General features: G+C 63.2%; 19 protein-coding genes and 1 riboswitch. Of the genes, 7 read left to right on the top strand and 12 right to left on the bottom strand.

All coding sequences use genetic code 11. The features are described from left to right. Positions 1-47 precede the first annotated feature (47 nt). The 8 genes from J2W40_RS18915 to katE all read right to left on the bottom strand — a co-directional run bounded on the left by J2W40_RS18915 (position 48) and on the right by katE (position 8,531). A complete protein-coding gene (locus tag J2W40_RS18915) occupies positions 48-893 on the bottom strand; it encodes a glycosyltransferase family 2 protein (RefSeq protein WP_310227519.1) in 846 nt (281 codons plus the stop codon). Next, entirely contained in the window at positions 890-1,480 is a 591-nt protein-coding gene (locus tag J2W40_RS18910; protein ID WP_310227518.1) for an SAM-dependent methyltransferase, read from the bottom strand. Before J2W40_RS18910 ends, J2W40_RS18915 begins: the two co-directional genes overlap by 4 nt. Beyond that, positions 1,477-2,142, bottom strand: coding sequence for a PIG-L deacetylase family protein (locus J2W40_RS18905; protein WP_310227517.1), 666 nt, complete (start codon positions 2,140-2,142; stop codon positions 1,477-1,479). Before J2W40_RS18905 ends, J2W40_RS18910 begins: the two co-directional genes overlap by 4 nt. Then, on the bottom strand, positions 2,139-3,254 hold the full coding sequence (locus J2W40_RS18900; protein ID WP_310227539.1) for an acyl-CoA dehydrogenase family protein: 1,116 nt from the start codon (positions 3,252-3,254) through the stop codon (positions 2,139-2,141). The genes J2W40_RS18905 and J2W40_RS18900 overlap by 4 nt, the downstream gene beginning before the upstream one ends. Next, positions 3,251-4,270: a glycosyltransferase gene (locus tag J2W40_RS18895; RefSeq protein ID WP_310227516.1), complete on the bottom strand. Its 1,020-nt coding sequence runs from the start codon at positions 4,268-4,270 to the stop codon at positions 3,251-3,253. The genes J2W40_RS18900 and J2W40_RS18895 overlap by 4 nt, the downstream gene beginning before the upstream one ends. Next, on the bottom strand, positions 4,267-5,199 hold the full coding sequence (locus J2W40_RS18890) for a glycosyltransferase (RefSeq protein WP_310227515.1): 933 nt from the start codon (positions 5,197-5,199) through the stop codon (positions 4,267-4,269). Before J2W40_RS18890 ends, J2W40_RS18895 begins: the two co-directional genes overlap by 4 nt. Next, positions 5,192-6,331 carry a glycosyltransferase family 4 protein gene (locus J2W40_RS18885; protein WP_310227514.1) on the bottom strand — a complete coding sequence of 380 codons (1,140 nt, stop codon included), beginning with the start codon at positions 6,329-6,331 and terminating at the stop codon, positions 5,192-5,194. The genes J2W40_RS18890 and J2W40_RS18885 overlap by 8 nt, the downstream gene beginning before the upstream one ends. Positions 6,332-6,404: 73 nt before the next feature. Then, positions 6,405-8,531, bottom strand: a complete 2,127-nt coding sequence (katE, locus tag J2W40_RS18880; RefSeq protein WP_310227538.1) for a catalase — start codon at positions 8,529-8,531, stop codon at positions 6,405-6,407. Between the two features lie 300 nt (positions 8,532-8,831). On the opposite strand from katE, the gene J2W40_RS18875 reads away from it, so the two are divergent. From J2W40_RS18875 to J2W40_RS18860, 4 genes are all read left to right on the top strand, one after another. After that, positions 8,832-9,593 (top strand): Crp/Fnr family transcriptional regulator, encoded by a 762-nt coding sequence (locus tag J2W40_RS18875; protein WP_310227513.1) that lies wholly within the window; start codon positions 8,832-8,834, stop codon positions 9,591-9,593. After that, positions 9,590-9,781 carry an uL15m family ribosomal protein gene (locus J2W40_RS18870; protein WP_310227512.1) on the top strand — a complete coding sequence of 64 codons (192 nt, stop codon included), beginning with the start codon at positions 9,590-9,592 and terminating at the stop codon, positions 9,779-9,781. The genes J2W40_RS18875 and J2W40_RS18870 overlap by 4 nt, the downstream gene beginning before the upstream one ends. Before the next feature lie 155 nt (positions 9,782-9,936). Next, positions 9,937-11,055: an extracellular catalytic domain type 1 short-chain-length polyhydroxyalkanoate depolymerase gene (locus J2W40_RS18865; RefSeq protein ID WP_310227511.1), complete on the top strand. Its 1,119-nt coding sequence runs from the start codon at positions 9,937-9,939 to the stop codon at positions 11,053-11,055. A 100-nt stretch (positions 11,056-11,155) separates the two neighbouring features. After that, positions 11,156-12,886 (top strand): acyl-CoA dehydrogenase C-terminal domain-containing protein, encoded by a 1,731-nt coding sequence (locus J2W40_RS18860; RefSeq protein ID WP_310227510.1) that lies wholly within the window; start codon positions 11,156-11,158, stop codon positions 12,884-12,886. Positions 12,887-12,895: 9 nt separating this feature from the next. Here J2W40_RS18860 and J2W40_RS18855 read toward each other — a convergent pair whose 3' ends face one another. Further along, the gene (locus J2W40_RS18855) at positions 12,896-13,360 is read right to left on the bottom strand and encodes an Lrp/AsnC family transcriptional regulator (protein WP_310227509.1); all 465 of its coding nucleotides are present in this window, start codon (positions 13,358-13,360) and stop codon (positions 12,896-12,898) included. A gap of 124 nt (positions 13,361-13,484) precedes the next feature. Between J2W40_RS18855 and alr the strand changes: the two genes are divergently transcribed. Genes alr through J2W40_RS18840 form a run of 3 tightly spaced genes read left to right on the top strand, consistent with a single transcriptional unit; the run spans position 13,485 to position 16,231 of the window. Next, positions 13,485-14,603, top strand: coding sequence for an alanine racemase (gene alr, locus J2W40_RS18850; protein ID WP_310227508.1), 1,119 nt, complete (start codon positions 13,485-13,487; stop codon positions 14,601-14,603). Positions 14,604-14,606: 3 nt separating this feature from the next. Next, a complete protein-coding gene (locus tag J2W40_RS18845) occupies positions 14,607-15,863 on the top strand; it encodes a D-amino acid dehydrogenase (RefSeq protein WP_310227507.1) in 1,257 nt (418 codons plus the stop codon). Between the two features lie 20 nt (positions 15,864-15,883). After that, a complete protein-coding gene (locus J2W40_RS18840) occupies positions 15,884-16,231 on the top strand; it encodes a RidA family protein (RefSeq protein WP_310227506.1) in 348 nt (115 codons plus the stop codon). Between the two features lie 127 nt (positions 16,232-16,358). Here the strand turns inward: J2W40_RS18840 and tenA are convergent, their stop codons facing one another. From tenA to J2W40_RS18825, 3 genes are all read right to left on the bottom strand, one after another. Continuing rightward, positions 16,359-17,021 carry a thiaminase II gene (tenA, locus tag J2W40_RS18835; RefSeq protein WP_310227505.1) on the bottom strand — a complete coding sequence of 221 codons (663 nt, stop codon included), beginning with the start codon at positions 17,019-17,021 and terminating at the stop codon, positions 16,359-16,361. A 14-nt stretch (positions 17,022-17,035) separates the two neighbouring features. Next, on the bottom strand, positions 17,036-19,198 hold the full coding sequence (locus J2W40_RS18830; RefSeq protein ID WP_310227504.1) for a TonB-dependent receptor: 2,163 nt from the start codon (positions 19,196-19,198) through the stop codon (positions 17,036-17,038). Further along, positions 19,190-19,317, bottom strand: a riboswitch (TPP riboswitch). Its footprint overlaps the gene before it by 9 nt. Before the next feature lie 276 nt (positions 19,318-19,593). Further along, positions 19,594-21,012 carry an ISNCY family transposase gene (locus J2W40_RS18825; RefSeq protein ID WP_310227503.1) on the bottom strand — a complete coding sequence of 473 codons (1,419 nt, stop codon included), beginning with the start codon at positions 21,010-21,012 and terminating at the stop codon, positions 19,594-19,596. Between the last annotated feature and the right edge of the window lie 180 nt (positions 21,013-21,192).

The raw sequence follows: 21,192 nt of genomic DNA, 5'->3' as shown, positions 1-21,192 counted from the left end.
AAAGCGGATCGGCGGGGGCAACCCCGCCGATTTTTTGTCCAGATGGGTCAGTCGGAACTTATGATCCGCGCCGCATCCACCTCTGCTAGGGTCGGCATGCGCACCAGACTGATCGCATCGCCCTCACGCGCGATCAATCCCGCCTTCTCGAACGCGGCCAGCCAGCCTTCCATCGGCCATATCCCCCATTTGTGGCGAAACAGCCGCGCATTCCGCACGATGTCGGCCAGATGCTGCAGCGGCGGATCGATCACATCATGATATTGATGAAAAGCACCCGTCCCCCCCAGAAATAGCAGGGGCAGTGCTGCCTCCCGCGCGCGAAAGCCAAAGTCGGTGTCTTCCGCACCATAGCCGGTAAAAGCCTCATCGAACCCGCCCAGTTCGACGAACCGCTCGCGTCGAATGCCGAAGATCAAGGACCAGAACAGCCCGGCATTATGTTCTTCGCGCATGCCAGCAGCGGGAAAAGGACGAACCGGGTGTGGCTTCGCGCATTGCATCAAAGCTGCCTCGTCCCAAGCGCCGCGCGCGTCCTTGGGACCAAGATAGAGCGCTTCCGCGCAGATCAGCGCATCCTGCTCCGTCAACGCTCGCGCCATCGCCGCTGTCAGGCCGCGCATCGGAATGCAATCGACATCCAGAAACAACAGCATGTCGCCCCGTGCCGCATGCGCCGCCGCATTGCGCGCCGCCGCCAGCGGCAGCCCCGGCTGATCCAGCCGCACGATATGCACGGGAAAGTCCGTCGCCTCCACCGCGACGGGCGGATCGCTCCCCATGTCGACGATCACCAGTTCGTCAGGCAGTGCCTCGCACCGCCCCAATCCCTCGATCAATTGCGCCAGATGCCCCGGCCGGTTCTTGACGATCGTCAGGACGCTCATCGTCATGCCGACATGCGCCACAGATCGAGCCGATATTGGTCGCGGCGTTCCGCTGTGACGACCTCTACCGGTCCTGGCATTGCGCCACGAAACTTCTCCACCGCCTCGTCGCCGCTTTGCGGATAGTCCGTCTCGCCCGTCCAATGGACCAGCAATAGGTCGCCGCCCGGCGCGCCATGGGTGCCCGCCCATTTGGCCGCGCGCCGGATATCCGCATCGTCCCAATAATAGATGACTTCGGACAGGATGATGAGATCGAACGGCCCACCCAACGGCACTTGCGCGGGAAAGGTCATCCGGTTGAAGGAGACATGATCGAACGCCGCGCAACGCTCGTGCGCGGCCAGCAACGCCGTTTCGCTGACGTCGATCGCCACCAGCGCCCGGCAATGCTCGGCCAATTGCCGGGTCAATACACCCTTCGCGCAGCCGATCTCGAACCCCAGCTCATAGCGGCGATCGCCCAGCACCCGGATGCTATGGGCATATTTATCCTGCTCATAAGCGCTGGTTTCCAGTGACCAGGGATCGTCCGTTCCCTGAAACATCTGCTCGAAATATTCGGGGTCCAGGCTGCCAGCATACCGCGTCATGACCGTCTCCGCACATAGAGAATATCGCGCGCCGCCATGCGTCGCTGATCGGGGGACAGGCGAAAGCCGGGGCCATGCGCGGCGGTCAACTGGCTGCGATGCGCCGCCAACGCCAAGCGCCGCTGTCCCATAGCCATCGGGGCTGTCTGGATCGCGCGCCGGATCTTCCGGTCGGGTCTGTCCGCCCAGACCAGATATTCCGCCACGATTAAATTGCGCATCGCCCGCGCATGCACAGCATAGGCCAGCGCGGCCGCAGCTTCATGATCGCAATGCGGCTCATGCCCGGCCGTGACCGCCAGCGCATCGACCCGCCAACGTCGGCACAGCGCCGCCAGATGGCGCGCCGTCCGCTCGAACAGCGGATCGCCAGGGCTGGCTGGTGCCGCATCCTTCCAGTCCAGATGCACGGGCCGCCGCGCTCGTCCGCCCGCCAATCGCTGCACCGCCCTAGTCGCTTCGCGCCGCCGAGCCGCGGCCAGTCTTTGCGCCGCATCATGCGACCCCGCGCCATCGGTCAGATAGACTAGGCCCGCCAACCGCCCGGCCTTGGCCGTCTGCGCGATCAGCGCGCCCGCGCCCAATGTCTCATCATCGGGATGCGGTGCCAGCACCAGCCAGCGCAGGTCGCGCCACTGGCGCGAAGACAGCGCAGCGGTCACCACAACAGATCCTCCGCGCCCCAGGCATCATGATCCAGCCAGGCAAGCGCCGCCTGATCCCGCGCATAACCGGGACCACCCTGGCGCAGATAGAGGCTTAAGTCCCGGCTGATCTTGTCGATCCGTTGCCCGTCCATCGCGCTGCGCGTGCCGACGATCCGCGCCGCCAGTTCCATGACATCCAGTGCCGCGCGCTCCACCACGCCGCGCGTCATCCGCGCGAAGGCCGGACCATCGGCATCATCCCGCGCCGCGCGTAGCGCGGCTTCGCGCACCCATAGATAGGCCGTGCGCGTGGCCGCTACCGCATCGGCGAATTTCGCGCGCTGCACCGGGTCGCCGCGCGCCGCGTCCGACATCGCCTTGCGCGTCTCGATCAACAGCGCTTCGATACCGCCCAATTGGACCGCCGTAAACCGCCACGCCCCGGTCGTGAACAGCGGTTCGCGATCATAATCGCCCGGCCCGCCCAGCATGTCGTCCGGCGTAACCATCAATCCGGTCAAATCATAGAGGCCGCTGCCCGTCGCACGCATCCCCCGCACCCGCCATTGCGACAGGTCGGCCCGCGTCGTGTCGTCCGCAGCCACCACGACCAACTGCCGCGCGCCATCCTCCGGCTGCACGGTGATGATCGCATGCGCCAGCCAACCCGCGCCTGTCGCGAAGGACTTGGCACCTTCCAGCATTGGACCCGTCATCCGCACGCCCGGCGGCGGTTCGGTCGCCCACATGCCGTAAAAGGCGCCCGCGTCCAATCGCTGTGCCAGGACACGGTGCTGGGCGGGATTGCCGAAATGATCGAACAGGATCATCGCATTGACATGCCCCTCATATAGCCGCCCGACGCTTAGATCGGCGCGACCAATAACCCGCAGGACATCGAACATGGCTGAATGCCGCGCTTGAGCGCTGGCAAAATCAAGCCCGCCACTGGCGACCGGCGCAAAGCAGCGATGCAGGTTCGCGCCAGCGAGGCATTGCATACTGTCGATAGGGAAAATCGGCGCGGCATCGTAGCGTGCGCCCAATTCCGCCAGCCTCGGCGCTATGGCTGCGGCCCGTGTCGTCGGCAGGTCGATATTCCTGCTAGGGGAGGGGGCGGCGCTCATGCCGCCGCCGCCTGCTCGCCCAACCAGATAGCGGCCATTTGCGCGCCGCGCGGATCGTGCAACCGCTGGCGGGGAGGAGAAGGCAAAGCCTTTGCCCGCGCCAGCAAGGAGGGCCATGCCGCTGCCTTTGGCCAATTCTCCAGCACCACCGCCGCCCCCAGGCGCGCCATGCCGCTGGCTGTGGCCTGCTGCTCACCAAAAGGACGCGCTTCGGGTATGCAGATAAAGGGCCGGTCCGCAGCCATAACCGCGCCCACCAGCCCGTCGCCCGCTCCGCCAATCACCACATCAGCCGCAGCGATGGCGTGCGCTGCATCTTCGACCCAACCCGCAATATCCAGATTGGCCGGACAATCATCGACCGGCGACACCGGCCCGATCACCCGCCATTGAACATTCGGGCAAGCGCGCGCGGCCTCCGCCAGTCGCGCGCCATTGCTAGGCGCACCGCCGCGTCCGATCACCACCAATATCCGGCCGGACGGTGGCACCCCGCCTGCGACGGCCGTCGTAATACCCGGCAGATAGCGTGTCCGCTCCCGCACCCATGTCGGCGTCGACTCCCGTTCCAGATCGACATGAAAGGGGGCGAGCAGCGCCACCGCGCCCCGAAAAGCCTCCAGATGCGGCACATCGTTGCGCTCACCGTTCAATCGCACACAGATGGTCGGCACCGATGCCAGCCGCGCCAGCATGGCCATCTCCACCGACACATCCACGACCATCAGCGCGGGGCGTTCCGTCGCGATCCATTGCGCTACCCGCGCCACGCGCAATCGCACGCCGTCATGGTCGATCGGCGCATAATGGAGCGCTGCGGGCCGTCCTTCGCTGCCGTCCACGCCATCGAAACGGCCCGACAGCGGCCGATCATCGGGCAAGTCGATCCCGGCCTCGCCAACCCCAGTCCCCAGCAAGGTAATCGGCCAGTCGCTCACGGCCGCAATCGCCCCCGCACGCGCGCGATGCCCGGCGCCATGATGATGGACATAATAGCCGATCGGCCGCCGCGTCATGCCTCAATCTCCAACGCCATGTCATGCGGCATCGGCGGCAGCAAAGGCTCGCGTCGCGCGATCAGCGCATGGCCATCCGCCCGCCCGCGCAACCGTCTGCGCCATAATGCGCGCTCGCGCCAATGGTTGAAGGCAGGGGCCATGGGCCTTCCGCCTTCCTCCGCCACATTGTAAAGCTGGCGCATGGCACTCGCCATGCCACCCTCCGCACGGCCATCCAGTCGCGGCGATACGGCAATATAGACGTTAGCCGGATGAGCGAGCCGCGCGCCACGCGCCAATGCCGCCGTCACCAACGCCCGATCCTCGCCCGTCGCCAGCAACGGCACGCCACCACATGACTGATAAACTGAGGCACGGATCGCGAGCGATGCACCCGTATGATCGCCATGGCGCGGGGCAAGATCCCAGGGCAGGGGGTCTATTTCGTCCTCGATCGCGCGCACCGCTGTCCAATAGGTGTCCCAAGCCAGTCGCAGGGCATGAACCGGCCGGGGCAGGGGCTCTTGCCCGTCAATAACAATCCGACCGCCGACCAGATCAGCCCCCCTGTTCAACGCCACCGCCATATTCCGCAGCCAATCGGGCGGCGGGCGGCTATCGGCATCGGTGCTGACCAACACGCCATTGGCTGCCATTGCGACCCGCGCCAGCCCAGCGTCCATCGCCAATTTGCGCGCCGACCCGGCATGGGCCAGTTCCGGCGGGAAATCCGCAATGACCGTCTTGATATCGAGATGATCGCCATGGTGCCGCTGCGCATCGGCTATGACACTCAGGCTGCCGTCGGTCGTATTGTTGATGCCAATCGCCACCATCACCGGACCCGGCCAATCCTGCGCGGCCAGGGCGTCAAGCAGCACCGGCAACCTTTCGGCCTCGTTCCGTGCGGGCACACAGACGCAAAAATTGATCGTCGGCTCAGCCATGCAGCATCGTACGCAACGAATCCGGCGAGGACGGCGGCACCAGATGCATGGCCGCCCGGCCATCGCGCGGCACCGGCCTGCCCAAGTCTATCTGCTGCTGATAGAGCGCCTCATAGCTTTCCACCATGCGGTTGGCGTCGCACATCTGCTCCGCCCGCGCGCGGCAGGCCCGGCGATCCAGCGCCAATGCAGCACGGCCAGCCTCCGCCAGCGACCCAACATCACCGGGCGCAGCCAGAACTCCACAACTGGAATCAAGAATTTCCGGTATCGCACCCCGCGCAAAGGCAGCCACCGGCACGCCGCAGGCCAATGCCTCGGCCACGACCAGCCCATAAGGTTCATCCCATAAGGGCGTACATAGAAACGCGCTGGCCCCAGCCACCAACTGCGCCAATTCCCTATGCGCCAGATGGCCGACATGGATAATGTCCGCACCCAGCGTCGGCGCGATCACCGTCCGATAATAGTCCTCGTCCAGCACCGGCCCGGCTATGCGCAGCGGCAAGCCGATAAGGCGCGCCGCCTCGATTGCCAGGTGCAACCCCTTTTCCGGCACGATCCGCCCATACCAGACCAGATAGGGCGCGCTGTGGACCTGCGCGCGAAAGGCGAATTTTCGCAAGTCGATGCCGTTGAGGATGACGGCATCGGCGGGCGCGACATGGCTCCACTGCGCCGCGACCGACTGCGATACCGCCACCAGCGCATGATGGGGCGCTTTACACAGGCGCAACCCGCTTTCCAGCCAGCAAAAGGGCGGCGTGTGCAACGTCGTGACCATTGGCATGGGCAGGCTGTCGGCCATGGTCAGCGGCAGATAATGGAGCGCATTATTGTGAATGATGTCGAAATCGCGGTTCCGCAAACCGGTCATCAGGCTGAGGTAAGCGTGATGCTCGCGAAAAAAGGCGATATCGCTCGCTTCCGTCGTGCCAACGGACGTTATCGCCGTCTCTGTACAGATCGCCTCCAGCCCCAGTTCAGGCTCGGACCTGGATGACGCAAAGACGGTCACGGCATGACCGCGATCCCTCAACGACCGGGCCAGAAGATGCGTGTGCATCTCCAAACCGCCCGCAAACGGTTCCGCAATGGGATGCTTGAGATGGGCGATAATGCCAATCCGCATCAACGATATCCTTTGGACAAGAAGAGGGCCGGAGGCGAAAACGCATTCGCCCCCGGTTGATCGAAGATCGAGATCAGGCGTCGGGCACGGCGTCCAGATCCACGGTCATTTCCCGTGGCCAATGGCGCAGCCCGCGACAGGCGGTCAGCAGGCTCGTGGCGTCTTTCGCTGTAGCAAGCGGCAGGCAGCCCTCGTCCAGATCGTCGGCGATACCCGCCTTTTCGAACAAGATCTGTGCCTCTGCCGTAAGCCCCATGAACTTGCAATGGGCAAAGGCGTCGGTGACGAAGTCCTTGGCCGCCGCGTCCATGGCCAGCAACGCCGCGCCATCCGCCGAAGCGACCACCGCAACCGCATCATAGAGAACCGATGGCCCGCCGTCGATCTTCTGCTTGGCCGCAACCGCCGTGCCATCGGACAGAGTAACGCCGCCAATCTTGGGCGCAATCACCTCATAGACCGCGCCTTCCTTGTCCACCGCCTTGACCAGCGCGTCGAACATCTTGGCATCGGCCCCATCGGTCAAAAGGATGCCGAGCTTGCGGCCCTTGAAATTGTCCGGTCCGTTCTTGAGGATGCTCAGCGCATCGGACGGCGGCAAGTCCATGATCGTGGCGCGCGCCGCCTTTGCAGGCTCCGGCAGGGGTAGCCCCAAACCATCTGCAACAGTAGCCGCCAGCGTCTCGTCGATATTGCGCAGATGCGATACCGTCCGCGAACGAATGTCGGCTCGCTCGACCTTGCTCAGCTCGAACACGATCGCATCGCCTATATGCTTCTGCTCGATCGGCATCTGGCTGATATAGAATTGCCGCGCCTGGCTATAATGATCGGCAAAACTCTCCGACCGGACCCGTTGCTTGGGACCGTCCTCGACCGTGGCGACACTGACGAAACCCTTGGCCGGGTCTTCGCGCGGACCACCCTGCTCGGCGCCCCAGCTATTGGGCTCGTAATTGGCCCGACCCTTGGGATTGCGCATCGCCATATGCCCGTCCTGCTGGAAATGGGCCATCGGGCATTTGGGCGCATTGATGGGAATATGCGTGAAGTTGGGGCCGCCCAATCGTTTGAGCTGGGTATCGAGATAGGAGAAATTGCGCCCCTGCAGCAGCGGATCGTTGCTGAAGTCGATGCCCGGCGGCACATTCTGGGTGCAGAATGCGACCTGCTCGGTTTCGGCAAAGAAATTATCGACCACCCGATCCAGCACCAGCCTGCCGACGATCCGCACCGGCACCAATTCTTCGGGGATCAGCTTGGTCGCATCGAGAACATCGAAATCGAAACTGTCGGCGAAGGCGTCGTCGAACAACTGCACGCCCAATTCCCATTCGGGGAAATCGCCCGCATTGATCGCGTCCCACAGGTCGCGGCGATGGAAATCCGGGTCGACCCCGTTGATCTTGACCGCCTCGTTCCAGGCGACCGACTGCAAACCCTGTTTGGGCTTCCAATGGAATTTGACGAAGGTCGACTTGCCCTCGGCATCAACCAGGCGAAACGTATGGACACCAAAACCTTCCATCGTGCGCAGCGAACGTGGGATCGCCCGGTCAGACATCGTCCACATCACCATATGCATGGCTTCGGGCGACAGGCTGATGAAATCCCAGAAATTATCATGCGCGGTCTGCGCCTGCGGGAAATCCCGGTCCGGCTCCGGCTTGGCGGCATGGATCAGGTCGGGGAATTTGATCGCATCCTGAATGAAGAAGACCGGGATATTATTGCCGACCAGATCCCAATTGCCTTCCTGCGTGTAGAGCTTGACCGCAAAGCCGCGCACATCGCGGGCAAGGTCGGCTGACCCCTTCGATCCGGCAACAGTCGAAAAGCGCACGAAAGCGGGCACTTTCTCGCCCACCCGCTGCAGCACATCGGCGCGCGTCACATCGCTCAACGATTCCGTCAGCTCGAAATAGCCATGCGCGCCATAGCCGCGGGCATGAACGACGCGCTCAGGGATACGTTCATGATCGAAGTGAAACATTTTCTCGCGAAAATGAGCGTCTTCCAACAATGTCGGCCCACGCGCGCCCTGCTTCAGCGAATTTTGATTGTCCGCGACGGGAATGCCTTGGGCGGTCGTCATGATGGCTACGTCACCGCCAGCACACTGATGCGTCTCGCCGCCTTCGGCCTGCGGTTCAGCATAGACATCCGACACGCCATCTGCGGGAGGCGGCGGGGGTGCCATGCGGGCCGATTGTGCCGCTACAATGCTGGACGGACGAGTGGGCTTGTCTGACTTGGCCATGAAAAATCCTTGGTTGAAAGCGCGCGGACATGCGAACGAAGGCAATGTATTGCCCGGCAGTGTTCGCGGGGAGGGGCCGTAGGAATGCCATGGCGGGAGAACCCGCGGTCAGCTTGCAAGTTGCGGCCTTCCGACAAATACTAATCTATATCATGACGATTTCGGCCCATCATCTGGATATACTCGCGCGCCGGCCCGTTCATGCCTTCAATGGCGACCGGGGCGAAGGTCGCCGTCTATATGAAGGACAATATCTTGTTCACGGATCGATTTCTGAAGGGGCGGCGGGGCGTCCATCTGGCGTTGGAGGAGCGCGCCATATTGGAAAATGCCATATCCGAGGTCCGCACTATCGACGCGCGCACCACCATCGTCAGTGCCGGTCAAACGCTGTCGAACAGCACATTGTTGATTGATGGCTTCATGTGCCGCTATCTTGATGACAAGGAAGGCATGCGCCAACTCGTCGCCGTTCAGGTGCCAGGCGACTTTGTCGACCTGCATGCCTATCCGCTTAGAACGCTTGATCATGACGTGGCGACATTGACCGCGGCGACGGTTGCGATCGTACCCCACCGGGCGCTGGACGGCATCAACGCAACCAAGCCGGAACTGACCCGCAAATTATGGTTTTCCACCTTGCTCGACGCGGCTATCCATCGCGCTTGGCTTTTCCGCCTCGGCCGGTTGGACGCGGTCGGTCGAGTGGCGCATTTCCTCAGCGAAACAAATGCCCGGCTACAGCCTGTCGGCTTGAGCGACGGCAAACGCTTCGCCTTTGGCGTTACCCAAAACGACATTGCCGAAATATGCGGCATTACCAATGTCCATGCTAATCGCGTCCTGCGCCAGTTGCGGGAGGAGGGTTTATGCGTCTTCCGCTCCTCCCTCGTCGATATTCTCGACGTTAAGGGGCTCGCAAGACGGGGGCAATTCAGCCCCGACTATCTCTATATCGATGCCGGTCCTCAACATTCATCCAATGAAAGCCATTCCTCATGAGCGCGGATCCCCCCATTGCCGGTACGCAGACGCAGCCAGGTATCGCCAGCGCCGAAGATGGACTGGTTCTGCTGGACGGCCCTGATGGTATCGCCGTGACGATGACGGCCCATGCCGCTTCGGAAACCGGCAAAAGCCTGATCGAAGCGGCTCAACGCGCCGAACATTGGCCGGAACCAGATGCATGAATATGTGCTGCATTGCAATATAATTCATAAATTTATCCCTTTTAGCTCATAAAGATAGGGGTAAATGGGCGGTCATTATATTGTGCATCGCAGCAACGATATGTGCGGTTCAGGCATTATAGGGTAATGGAGGCCCCTGCCGCGCCGGAGACAATATGATGATGCGTTTAAGTTCCACCATTGCCCAACTCGCCCGTTTTCGAACGATGGCGCATGGTCATTCCGCTGATCCGGTCCCGGATCGGCTGGACGATCTGCTGGCCTTTGGTAGCAATCCCGGTGCCCTGCGCGCCAGAACCTATGTGCCTGCAAATCTCGCCAAAGGCGCGGCGCTGGTCGTCGTCCTCCATGGCTGCACCCAGAATGCAGCGGGCTATGATCACGCCGCAGGCTGGTCGCATCTCGCCGACGAGCAGGGCTTTGCGTTGCTTTTCCCCGAACAGCAGCGGTCGAACAACCCCAACCTCTGCTTCAACTGGTTCTCGCCCGTCGATTCCTGGCGCGATTCCGGCGAAGCCCTGTCGATCCGCCAGATGATCGACACGATGGTCGCCACCCATGGCATCGACCAAAGCCGAATCTTCGTGACCGGACTTTCGGCGGGCGGCGCCATGACGTCGATCATGCTCGCCTGCTATCCCGAACTGTTCGCGGGCGGCGCGATCATCGCCGGGCTGCCCTTCGGTTGCGCGGCCTCGGTCAACGACGCTTTCGCCCGGATGCGCGGCGAGGGCTATCCCGCCGATGATCGCCTGCCCGAGCTGGTCAAGGCGGCGTCCGGCCATCAGGGACCATGGCCAACCATTTCCGTCTGGCAGGGCAGCGCCGACCAGACCGTCGCCCCCTCCAATGCCGACCGCATCCTCGCCCAATGGCAATCGCTGCACGGCGTCGATAGCTTGCCCAGCGAGCAGACAATCATCGACGGCAGTCCACGCCGCACCTGGCGCGACAAAAAGGGCAGGGCGGCGATCGAGTCTTATGAGATTATCGGCATGGGCCATGGCACCCCACTGAACACCGTCGGCCCGGACGGCCATGGCAACGCCGCGCCCTATATGCTCGAAGCAGGCATCTCCTCGACCGGACAGATTGCCCAGGCTTGGGGGCTTATGACCGCCACACCCGCCCGCAAATCCGCCCCCACGCCCGGCGAACGCATCCGGCCGCAACCCATGCACGCCAGAAAACCAACCCCCAAACCAGCGCACAAGGCGACCGGCGTCAGCGCCATCATCGAAGACGCGCTGCGCAAGGCCGGACTGATGCGATGATCGGATACAGTGGCCGCGCCGGCAGGCCGTCTCCCCGGCGGATAGTTGACTGTAACAGCTGTTTGGTATAGTCCTCGACTACGCCAGCAGGAGAGGCCCAATGTACAGCTACGTCCCCCCGATCGACGATTACCGCTTCCTGTTGACGCACGTCCTGCGCTTCGATGAAGCGATGGCCGAAGTCTGCAAGGACGTGGACGCCGATCTCGCAATCACCGTGCTGGAAGAGGCGGGGCGCCTCTGCGCCGACCGTCTCCAACCCCTGAACCGCGAAGGCGACGAACAGGGCAGCCGCCTGGTCGATGGCGCCGTCATCACCCCGCCGGGCTTTGCCGACGCCTATCGCGAGTTCGTGGCGGCCGGCTGGCCCGCGCTCGCGGCGTCGCCGGACCATGGCGGGCAGGGGCTGCCCTTCATTCTCCAACTGTGGCTCGACGAAATGCTCTCGGCCACCAACCTGTCCTTCGGCCTCTTCCCCGGCCTAACACGCGGCGCGGTAGAGGCGATCATCGCCCATGCCAGCGAAGACTTGAAAGCCGCCTATCTCGCCCCGCTGGTCAGCGGCGAATGGACCGGCGCGATGGCGCTTACCGAAAGCGGCGCAGGCACCGATCTGGCCCTGCTCAAGACCAAGGCCGTGCCGCTCGGCGATGGCCGCCATGCCGTCACCGGCCAGAAAATCTTCATCTCGTCGGGCGATCATGATTTCGGCGGCAATATCGTCCATCTCGTCCTCGCGCGCCTCCCCGACGCCCCGCCCGGCGTCAAGGGGATCAGCCTCTTCCTCGTCCCCAAATTCCTGCCCGACGCCGATGGCGGCTTTACCGTCCGCAACAGCATGTCGGTCGGCGCGCTCGAAAAGAAGATGGGCATCCATGCCCAGCCCACCTGCGTCATGAATTATGACGAAGCGACCGGCTGGCTGGTCGGCGAGCCGCATCGCGGCCTTGCTGCCATGTTCACGATGATGAACGCCGAACGGCTGATGGTCGGCATCCAAGGCTTGGGTATCGCCGGCGCAGCTTACGGTCAGGCCGCCAGCTACGCCAAGGAGCGGCTCCAGGGCCGCAGCGCCGACGGCACGCGCAACCCGGTGGCCATCATCGAACATGCCGATGTCCGCCGCATGCTGCTCACCATCCGCGCCTTTGTCGAGGCGGGCCGCGCGCTGGCGGGCTGGACCGCGCTCCAGCTCGATCGTGCCCACGCCCATCCCGATGCCGCCGAGCGGGCCAAGGCCGACGCGCTGGTCGCGCTGCTGACCCCGGTGGTCAAGGCGGCCTTCACCGACATGGGCTTTGAAAGCGCGGTGCAGGCGCAGCAGGTATTTGGCGGTCATGGCTACATCCGCGAATGGGGCATGGAACAATATGTCCGCGACGCCCGCATCGCCCAGATTTACGAAGGCACCAACGGCGTGCAGGCGATGGATCTGGTCGCGCGCAAATTGCCGCTGTCCGGCGGCGCGGTGGTCGAAGGCTTTTTCGACCTGATCGCCGCTGATCTCGACACCACCGACATGCCGATCGCAACCCGCACCCGCGAGGCGCTTAGCAAATTACGCGATGTCACCACCTCCCTACGCGGTGCGTCGGTCGATGCGTCCGGCGCGGCCGCAGTCGACTATCTCCGCCTCTTCGCGCTCGTCGCCATGGGCTGGATGTGGACCCGCATGGCCGCCGCTGCGCAGGACGACACACCGCTCCACAACGCCAAGCAGTCCGTCGCCGCTTTCTTCGCGCAACGCATGCTGCCCCAGGCCGACGCCCTGGCCGCCAGCATCATGGCCGGCGAAACCACGCTCATGGCGCTGGAAGCGGACGCTTTCTGACCCGCACAGTCATCCCTTGCCTCGGCGTGGCCGCAACGCATCGCGCATGGCGATGTTGGAATTGATCCGCGTCACGCCGGGCAAGCGGGACAATATCTCGCTGTGGATGCGTTCATAGGCATCCACGCTGTCCGCCTCGACCCGCAGCCAATAATCGACCGCGCCGGTCATCAGAAAACATTCGCGGATTTCCGGGCATTGCCGCACCGCATGTTCGAACCGGGCGAGATAATCCTCGGTTTGGCGATCCAGCGTCACCTGCACCACGACATTGACTAGTGGGCTGTCATCGCGCCCGCCCGCGACGATCGTATAGCCGCGAATGACGCCCTGCGCTTCCAATTGCCGGATGCGCCGATGGCAGGCGGACGGCGACAGCCCGACCTCGGCTGCGATCTCGGCATTGGACCGGCGCGCATTGAGCTTGAGCAGGCGCAGGATCGCGCGGTCGATCGTATCGAAGGAAATGGCCATATCTACGAATCCATTGCGATAATCGGCTAATATACAGCAGGAAATGCAATATTCTTCGATCATTCGCCATCCCATTTCGAAGAAACGTGATCTACACTACAGCAAGATGAGAAGGGGAAGCGGCATGGATTTGCAGATGGCGGGCACTTTGCGCATCGACCTTGCCGCGCTGGTCGCCAACTACCGGCTGATCGCCGCGCAAGTGGCCTCCGCCAGTGTCGCAGGCGTGGTCAAGGCCAATGCCTATGGCCTTGGCGCGGTCGAGGTATCGCGTGCGCTGCTCGACACTGGCTGCCGCCATTTCTTCGTCGCCCATTTATGCGAAGCCACCGCCTTGCGACCCCATCTGCCGACCGACGCGACCCTCTATGTCCTCAATGGCGTGCAACCCGGCGCAGAGGCGGCTTGCGCGGCGATCGGCGCGCTCCCTGTCCTCAATTCACTCGAACAAATTGACGGCTGGGCGGCAACGGCCCGCGCACTTAACCGCGCGCTCCCGGCGGTGATCCAGGTCGACAGCGGCATGTCGCGCCTCGGCCTCGCGCCCACCGACCTTGCGGCCTTGCGCGATCAGCCGGATCGGCTGGCAGGCATCGACCTGCGACTGGTCATGACCCATCTCGCCTGCGCCGATCATCCTGACGACAGCTTCAACCCGCATCAGCGCGCTACCTTCGATGCGATAGCCCGGCAATTCCCCGGCGTGCCCCGCTCGATCGACAATTCGGGCGGTGCCATGACGTCGGGCGTTGCCCATGGCGACATTGTCCGCGCCGGGATCGCCCTTTATGGCGGCGCGCCCCATGGCGAGCCCAACCCCATGCACGCCGTTGTCGCGCTCGACGCCTATATTGTCCAGCTACGCACCGTCGATGCCGGGGCAGGGGTCGGCTATGGCCTCACTCATCGCTTCGACCGCCCTTCGCACATCGCCACCGTCTCAGTCGGCTATGCCGATGGCTGGCCGCGCCACCTTAGCAACCGGGGCTTTGCCTATATCGGTGGCGTGCGCGCACCGATCGTCGGCCGCGTCTCGATGGATAGCCTCGCGCTCGATGTCACCGACGTCCCCGACTATCTCCTCTATCCCGCAGCCGCCGTCGAACTCATCGGTCCGCACCAGTCGATCGATGATGTCGCCACGCAGGCGGACACGATATCCTACGAGATTTTGACCCGGCTCGGCCCCCGCTACGCGCGCACCTATCTGCCCACGCCCGCCGCCGCCATTCAGGAGCAATAAGCCATGAAGATCGTCATTCTGGGCGGCGGCGTCGTCGGCGTCACTTCCGCCTGGTATCTGTCGCAGGCCGGTCATGAAGTCGTCGTCATCGACCGCCAGAGCGGCGTCGCGCAGGAAACCAGCTTCGCCAATGCGGGCGAAATCTCGCCCGGCTATGCCTCCCCCTGGGCCGCACCCGGCATCCCGGCCAAGGCGCTGCGCTGGCTGTTCATGCAACATGCCCCGCTGATCCTGCGCCCCAATGTCGACAGGGCGATGATCCGCTGGATGATCGCGATGCTCGGCAATTGCAACGCGACCGACTATCGCATCAACAAGGGGCGGATGGTACGCCTCGCCGAATATAGCCGCGACCAGTTGATCGCGCTGCGCGCAGCGACCAGCATCCGCTATGACGAACGCACGCAGGGCACGCTGCAACTGTTCCGCGAACAAAAGCAACTGGACGGCATCGCCAAGGATATCGAGGTGCTGCGCGCGGACAATGTGCCCTTCGAAGTCCTCGACCGCGCCGGTTGCATCGCCGCCGAACCGGGCCTCGCCGCTAGTGCATCGCCGATCGCAGGCGGCCTTCGTTTGCCCAATGACGAAACCGGCGACTGTTTCAAATTCACGAATGCGCTCGCCGACATGGCCCGCGCACGCGGCGTCGAATTTCTGATGGGCCGCACCATTCAGGGACTGGCGCGCGAAGCCGGACGGATCAGCCATGTCGTGACTAACGATGGCCCCGTAACCGGCGACGCTTATCTCGTCGCGATGGGCAGTTTCTCGCCGCTGTTCCTTGCCCCACTCGGCCTGCGTCTGCCGGTCTATCCGGTGAAGGGCTATTCGATCACCGTCCCTATCGTGCGGGAAGAGGCCGCCCCGGTCTCGACCCTGCTCGATGAAAGCTACAAGGTCGCGATCACGCGGCTGGGCGATCGCATCCGGGTCGGCGGCATGGCCGAACTATCGGGCTATACCAATGACTTGCCGCAAGCCCGCCGCGACACGCTCGACCATAGTGTCAGCACGCTCTTCCCCGGCGCGGGCGATTTGTCGCAGGCGACCTTCTGGAGCGGCCTGCGCCCTATGACTCCCGATTCCACCCCCGTCATCGGTGCAACGCCGCTCGATAATCTGTTCCTCAACACCGGCCATGGCACGCTGGGCTGGACCATGGCCTGCGGGTCGGGCCAGGTGATCGCCGACATTATCGGCGGCCGCCCTCCGGCCATCGAAACTGCGGACCTGGGCCTCGCCCGCTACCGCCGCTGACGTTTCCAAGGAGAAGACTCATGACCATCACCCGCATCGAAACCGGCCCGCGCATGAGCGAAGCGGTCATCCATGGCGACACCGTCTATCTCGCGGGCCAGGTCGGCACGCCGGGCGACAGCGTCACCAACCAGACGCAGGAAACACTCGCCGAGATCGAGCGCCTGCTGGCATTGGCGGGCAGCAGCAAGGCGCATATCCTGCGCGCCACCATCTGGCTTGCCGACATGGCCGATTTCGCGGAAATGAACGCCGTTTGGGACGCCTGGATCGCCGACGTCGCTGCCCCAACCCGCGCAACCGGCGAAGCGAAGCTGGCTGACACAGGTTACAAGGTCGAAATCATCATCACCGCCGCCCGCGCCTGATGGACAGGGCTGTCCAACAGCGGAGCAAAATGTCACAACCTTTGTCCGCATCGCTGTACGCATATCGGTTGGGGAGGGGGGCATGTGTCGTCCCTCGGTCGTCGGTAAACGCCTTAGTTGAACGGGATCAGATCGGCCAGCTTTCGCGCCGATAGGCCGAATCCCAGAACATCCATTCATAGCGTGTCGCCACCCGGAATGCCTTGGCCATGGCGTCCCGTACCGCTGGAGTGGCTGCTTCCGCCGCCGCGTCTACTAACGCCCGCACTCGATCCGTTGCTTCGCCAAATTCAGGCGCGGCATAGGTATCGATCCACGGCGCATAGGGGTTAGGGTTGACTGCTTGCGGCCGGATTGCACAGCCCACTTCCCAATAGACCCAGAAGCAAGGCAATATCCCCGCGATCAGTTCCTCATAGGTCCGCGTCGCCGCCAGGCTGGCCAGATAGCTGGTATAGCCGAGGCACGCCGGACTGGGCTCAACCCCGGCCGCCATGTCGCCGCTCACCCCGAACTGCGCGAAAAAGGCCTGGTGCAGCCCTTCCTCGACCTGCACCGCCACCTTCGCGCCATCGGAAAATTCCAGTCGCCCGGCCGCACTCGGCGCGCGCGCCGCCGCGATCGCCAGCACCCGTGCATATTCGGCAAGGTAGAGGCTGTCCTGAACGATATAATGTTGGAAACTGGCGGAGGGCAGAGTGCCTGCAGCCAGTTCGCTCAGAAAGGGGTGTGCGAGAATCGCCCGCCGCAACGGCGCGACCTCTTCCCAAATCTCTGCGCAAAAGCCCATCTTCTCGTCTCCTGTCAGAACTTGACTGCGGCGCTTGCACCGAATTGGCGGCCCGTATTGATCGTGAAACTGTCGAACGGCCCATTGGGACCAAGCCCCAGCAACAGCGGCAATTGCTGCTGGCCAAAGGCGGAAATCGCCCAACGCTTGTCGAACAGATTTTTCGCCCAGATGTCGAACGTCCAAGCGCCCTGCGTCACCCCGACCCGTCCATCGACCGACGTGTAGCCCGGCGTATGCAGGATATTGTCGATCTCGAAATCCACCCGCGACACATAGGCAACGCTCAGCCGCGCATCGACCAGCGCTGGCCCGGCCGTCCCCTGCCAGCCGATCCCGCCATTGACCGTCCAGTCGGGCGCGTTGGGCGTCCGCTTGCCGCTCATATCGACGATCGCTGGCTCGCCCGGCTCCGGCGTCGGGTTGGGGGTGAGGTAGCGGCCCGTCCGGCTATGCGTCCAGGCGATCCCGCCATCGACGCGAAACCCTGCGCCCAACGCCACGTCCCCCGACGCCTCCAGCCCATGGACATCGACCTGCGACACCGACAACACCACCGAATTGCCCAGGAACACCGTATTCTGGAAATTGCTGTAATCGGTCACGAAGCCCGCGATCGACCCGCGCAACCGGCCATCGCTGCTCTGCGCCTTGACACCGACCTCGACCGACTTGGTCGTCTCGCTGGGGAACACCGCCTCCCACACATCGGCTGGGCCGGGTAGGGGATTGAACCCGCCCGCCTTGAAACCCACCGCGCCGGTCACATAAGCGGTCAGGTTCGCATTGGGCCGCCACGCGAGCGAAATCTTGGGCTGCCATTTGTCGAAGGTCTGCACCCGCTGCGCGACCAGCGCGTCGCTGGCCGTGCCGACCGTATCTTCCTTGCGCCGATCACGGTCGTAGCGCAGCGCCGCGGTCAATTCGATCGTCGGGGCAATGTCGTAGCTCGCCTGGGCAAAGACGCCGATCTGGTTCGACCGTGTCTCGGCACGCAGCGCCTCGGCACCGAACAGCAACGGCCCGAAATCGTCGGTCCGGTCGCGCTCCAGCCGCTGGAAAAACAGCCCGACATGCCAGCGTAGCGGACCATCGGTCATCGACGTCAGCCGCAATTCGCTGGTCCATGCCAGAATATCAACGGGTTGAGAGATGGGCTGGATACCATCTGGGAAGAGCGGAATGCCGCCCAGCGTGATTGGCGTGTCATTGCGGAAATCCAGTTCCTCGACGAAATCCTTATGATATTCATCATAGCCGCCAGTCCAACTCAGGCTCAAGGCATCGCCCAGAAGTTGCTCATAAGTCGCTTGAATGCCCCAATAATTGCGGTCCGAACGCCCTTCGAAATCCCCGAATGGATCAGTCAGCGCTTCGCCTGCCAGCCGCCCGCCATAGAGGCCAGTCACATTGCCCGACGAGATGTAGGCCGCGCCGCCTTCCTCGTCGGCCCAGCTCGCACGCAACTTGAGCGTGGCAGTTTCGCTCAGCGCCATCGTCGCCTTCAGCCGCAGGTTGCGGCTGATCTGGCCATCGACCTTCTTGTCCAGGAAGCTGTTACGGATGAACCCCTCGCCGTTGCGGTAGGAACCCGCCAACCGCACCTGCACACGGTCGGACAGGGGCGCATTGACCACGCCATCGGCAGTCCAAGTGAACCCGTTGCCGATCCCGACCGCTGCCTCGCCGCCCCAATCCGGGCCAGGCTCATTCGTCGCCACCGCAATCGCGCCACCCGATGCCGAGCGGCCGAACAACGCGCCCTGCGGTCCCTTCAATATCTCGACCCGCGCGACATCATAGGTCCGCAGGGTGAAGAGTTCGGAGTCAGCGAGGGCCAAACCGTCAACGATATAGGCGATAGAGGGCGACTGGCTGCGATTGGTCGATACGCCGCGTACCGATATCACATTCGTACCCGGATCCTGATCATTGATGATGAAGATGCCAGGCGTCGCCGCGATAAAATCATCGATCGTCGCCATCTTGCGCGCGGCAATGGCGGCGGGACCATAGACGGTCACCGTATCGGGCACACCAATCTCGGCTTCCTCGCGCCCGCGCGCCGTGACGAGGATGCGATCCGCTTCGCTCCCTTCCGCCGCTCGCGCCACATTGGAGAATGCGAAGGGCAGGGTGGACAGACAGGTAAACGAGATGATGGCGTAACGACGCATAGTCCCTATTCCTCCGCCGGTATGAGCCGGATCAGGTTCGCGGGTTTGCGGACTAGGCACCCCTTGCGCCCGATCCGCGTCTCAGCCCTGACAGCGCCAGGACACCCCGTGGGTGAATGTGGGCCTGCGCCTATGCGCAGAATGTGCGAACGTCAAACGCTTCTATGATGAAAAGAGGCCGGATAGCATATGGTGGGGCGCATCCATCGAATGTAACGATCATGTCAAATGTTCTCGCTAAATAGAGAAGTCACATTCTCTGCCATATAGAAATGTCACAGGTTGTGGAACAGCAGGGGCTGCGTGGAGCCATCGGAATAGCGCAGCGCAGACCCTGCTGATGCGCCGACCTCGGGGTGGTGGACCATGGACCCGCTGCCCTGCAGTGGGCCCGGTCATATCCTCTGCAGGAAGCTGAGCGTACCGCGTTCGCGCAACGCCTCATCACTGAGCCTGGGACCGCGCTTGAGCTTCGAGCCACCCAGTTTGCGGCGGTCGATCTTTGGTGGCGGGTCTGGCTCGGGGAACATATGCATGGGCTGGTCACGGCGGGCAGGGGCGTCATTGTTGCGCTTGCGATGATGGGGCATGATCGCCTGCATCTGCTTTGCCAGCAACAACGCTGCGTCCAGATGCTTGTTCTCGACAATGGCAGGCTGGTTCACCTGCCGCATCTTGTCGAACTGACGATAGGGCAGGACATGGCCCTCATGCTGGATATCCAATCGACCGTCGGGATATTCACAGACCGTCACCCGCTTGCGCGCCAGATCCAGGCTGACATCGTTCGGTTCCAGAATGAACATCGCCTTGTTGTAATGCAGCGTCAGCGCTGCCGTCACGGTTCGCTGCTCACGCCAGACCATGATCGAGCGCAGATCGTCATGCGGGGCAAGGGGGCGGTGCAGATCGCGGGCATCGAAGGCGGGTCGGGCGAACCGCTCGTTGTGCCTGGCCCTATAGCTGTCGAGGAAGGTGTTGGCGTCCTTGATCGATGAGATGTCTTCCAGGCGCATCGCTTTGACCAGGCGATCCTGCAAGGTGGCATTGGCCCGTTCGACCCGGCCCTTGGCCTGCGGCGAGTTGGCGCAGATGATCTCGATGTTCAGCGCATGGAGCGCGCGGCCAAAATGCGTCATACCGTCGCCCCGCGCCGCACTGGCCTTGGCGTTGCGGAAAACGCTGTGCTTGTCAGAATAGAAGGCCACCGGCTTGCCGTGTCGCTCGATGTACGCGCGGGTCGCCTCCATATAGGCAAAGGTGCTCTCGCTCTCGACCATCTGGAGGTGCATCAGCTCGCTGGTCGCGTCGTCAATATAGACGAGAAGCGTGCATTGCGGCCCGCGATCCTCAAACCACCAGTGCTTCGAGCCGTCGATCTGGATCAGTTCACCCCGGCAGTCCCGGCGATAGCGCGGCTGATATGGGCGAGGACGGCGAGCCTGACGATCCCTCCAAATCCCGGCCTCGATCATCATCTGCCGCAGCTTCTCACGCGAGATCCGGAGATCATGCCGCTCGGCAAGATACTCGCGGGCCAAGGTTGGTCCGAAATCATGATAATGGGTCCGAACCAGTGCGACAATCTGATCTCTGATAGCATCATCCAAGCGCCGGTTGCTTGGTCGACCACGGCGGCGCGACAAAAGCCCGGATGATCCATCGTCAAGGTAACGCGTCAACAGTCGATGGGCGTGGCGGCGGCTGACGCTCATCAGCCTCGCTGCCTCGGTAACGGTCATGCGACCTGAAACCACATGCATCAGCGTCTCGACCCGCGAAAGCTCCTCGGTACTCATACGCAACACCGCCATGCTCAATACCTCCGAACAGCCGGAGGGCACGGTAGCCCAAGTGAGACATCTCTACTTTGCGCGACTGTGACATTTGAACGTTGCTGCTGTGGTTTCGATTTGAAGCGCGACATCCATGGGATGCGTAGCATTTCATCGAGGGTGGGGCGAGCCCCACCCTCGATGGCAAAATCTATCGGG

The sequence above is a fragment of the Sphingobium xenophagum genome (assembly GCF_031457465.1).
GTDB lineage: Bacteria > Pseudomonadota > Alphaproteobacteria > Sphingomonadales > Sphingomonadaceae > Sphingobium > Sphingobium xenophagum_A.
The sequence above is the reverse complement of the archived record's forward strand: the minus strand, read 5'-3'. Positions and strand labels throughout refer to the sequence as shown.

Bases quoted from the DNA above. Each gene is read 5' to 3' on its own strand.
- J2W40_RS18915 (WP_310227519.1), bottom strand. From the start codon at position 893: ATGACGATGAGCGTCCTGACGATCGTCAAGAACCGGCCGGGGCATCTG.
- J2W40_RS18910 (WP_310227518.1), bottom strand. From the start codon at position 1,480: ATGACGCGGTATGCTGGCAGCCTGGACCCCGAATATTTCGAGCAGATG.
- J2W40_RS18900 (WP_310227539.1), bottom strand. From the start codon at position 3,254: ATGAGCGCCGCCCCCTCCCCTAGCAGGAATATCGACCTGCCGACGACA.
- J2W40_RS18895 (WP_310227516.1), bottom strand. From the start codon at position 4,270: ATGACGCGGCGGCCGATCGGCTATTATGTCCATCATCATGGCGCCGGG.
- J2W40_RS18890 (WP_310227515.1), bottom strand. From the start codon at position 5,199: ATGGCTGAGCCGACGATCAATTTTTGCGTCTGTGTGCCCGCACGGAAC.
- J2W40_RS18885 (WP_310227514.1), bottom strand. From the start codon at position 6,331: ATGCGGATTGGCATTATCGCCCATCTCAAGCATCCCATTGCGGAACCG.
- katE (WP_310227538.1), bottom strand. From the start codon at position 8,531: ATGGCACCCCCGCCGCCTCCCGCAGATGGCGTGTCGGATGTCTATGCT.
- J2W40_RS18875 (WP_310227513.1), top strand. From the start codon at position 8,832: ATGAAGGACAATATCTTGTTCACGGATCGATTTCTGAAGGGGCGGCGG.
- J2W40_RS18870 (WP_310227512.1), top strand. From the start codon at position 9,590: ATGAGCGCGGATCCCCCCATTGCCGGTACGCAGACGCAGCCAGGTATC.
- J2W40_RS18865 (WP_310227511.1), top strand. From the start codon at position 9,937: ATGATGATGCGTTTAAGTTCCACCATTGCCCAACTCGCCCGTTTTCGA.
- J2W40_RS18860 (WP_310227510.1), top strand. From the start codon at position 11,156: ATGTACAGCTACGTCCCCCCGATCGACGATTACCGCTTCCTGTTGACG.
- J2W40_RS18855 (WP_310227509.1), bottom strand. From the start codon at position 13,360: ATGGCCATTTCCTTCGATACGATCGACCGCGCGATCCTGCGCCTGCTC.
- alr (WP_310227508.1), top strand. From the start codon at position 13,485: ATGGATTTGCAGATGGCGGGCACTTTGCGCATCGACCTTGCCGCGCTG.
- J2W40_RS18845 (WP_310227507.1), top strand. From the start codon at position 14,607: ATGAAGATCGTCATTCTGGGCGGCGGCGTCGTCGGCGTCACTTCCGCC.
- J2W40_RS18840 (WP_310227506.1), top strand. From the start codon at position 15,884: ATGACCATCACCCGCATCGAAACCGGCCCGCGCATGAGCGAAGCGGTC.
- tenA (WP_310227505.1), bottom strand. From the start codon at position 17,021: ATGGGCTTTTGCGCAGAGATTTGGGAAGAGGTCGCGCCGTTGCGGCGG.
- J2W40_RS18830 (WP_310227504.1), bottom strand. From the start codon at position 19,198: ATGCGTCGTTACGCCATCATCTCGTTTACCTGTCTGTCCACCCTGCCC.
- J2W40_RS18825 (WP_310227503.1), bottom strand. From the start codon at position 21,012: ATGGCGGTGTTGCGTATGAGTACCGAGGAGCTTTCGCGGGTCGAGACG.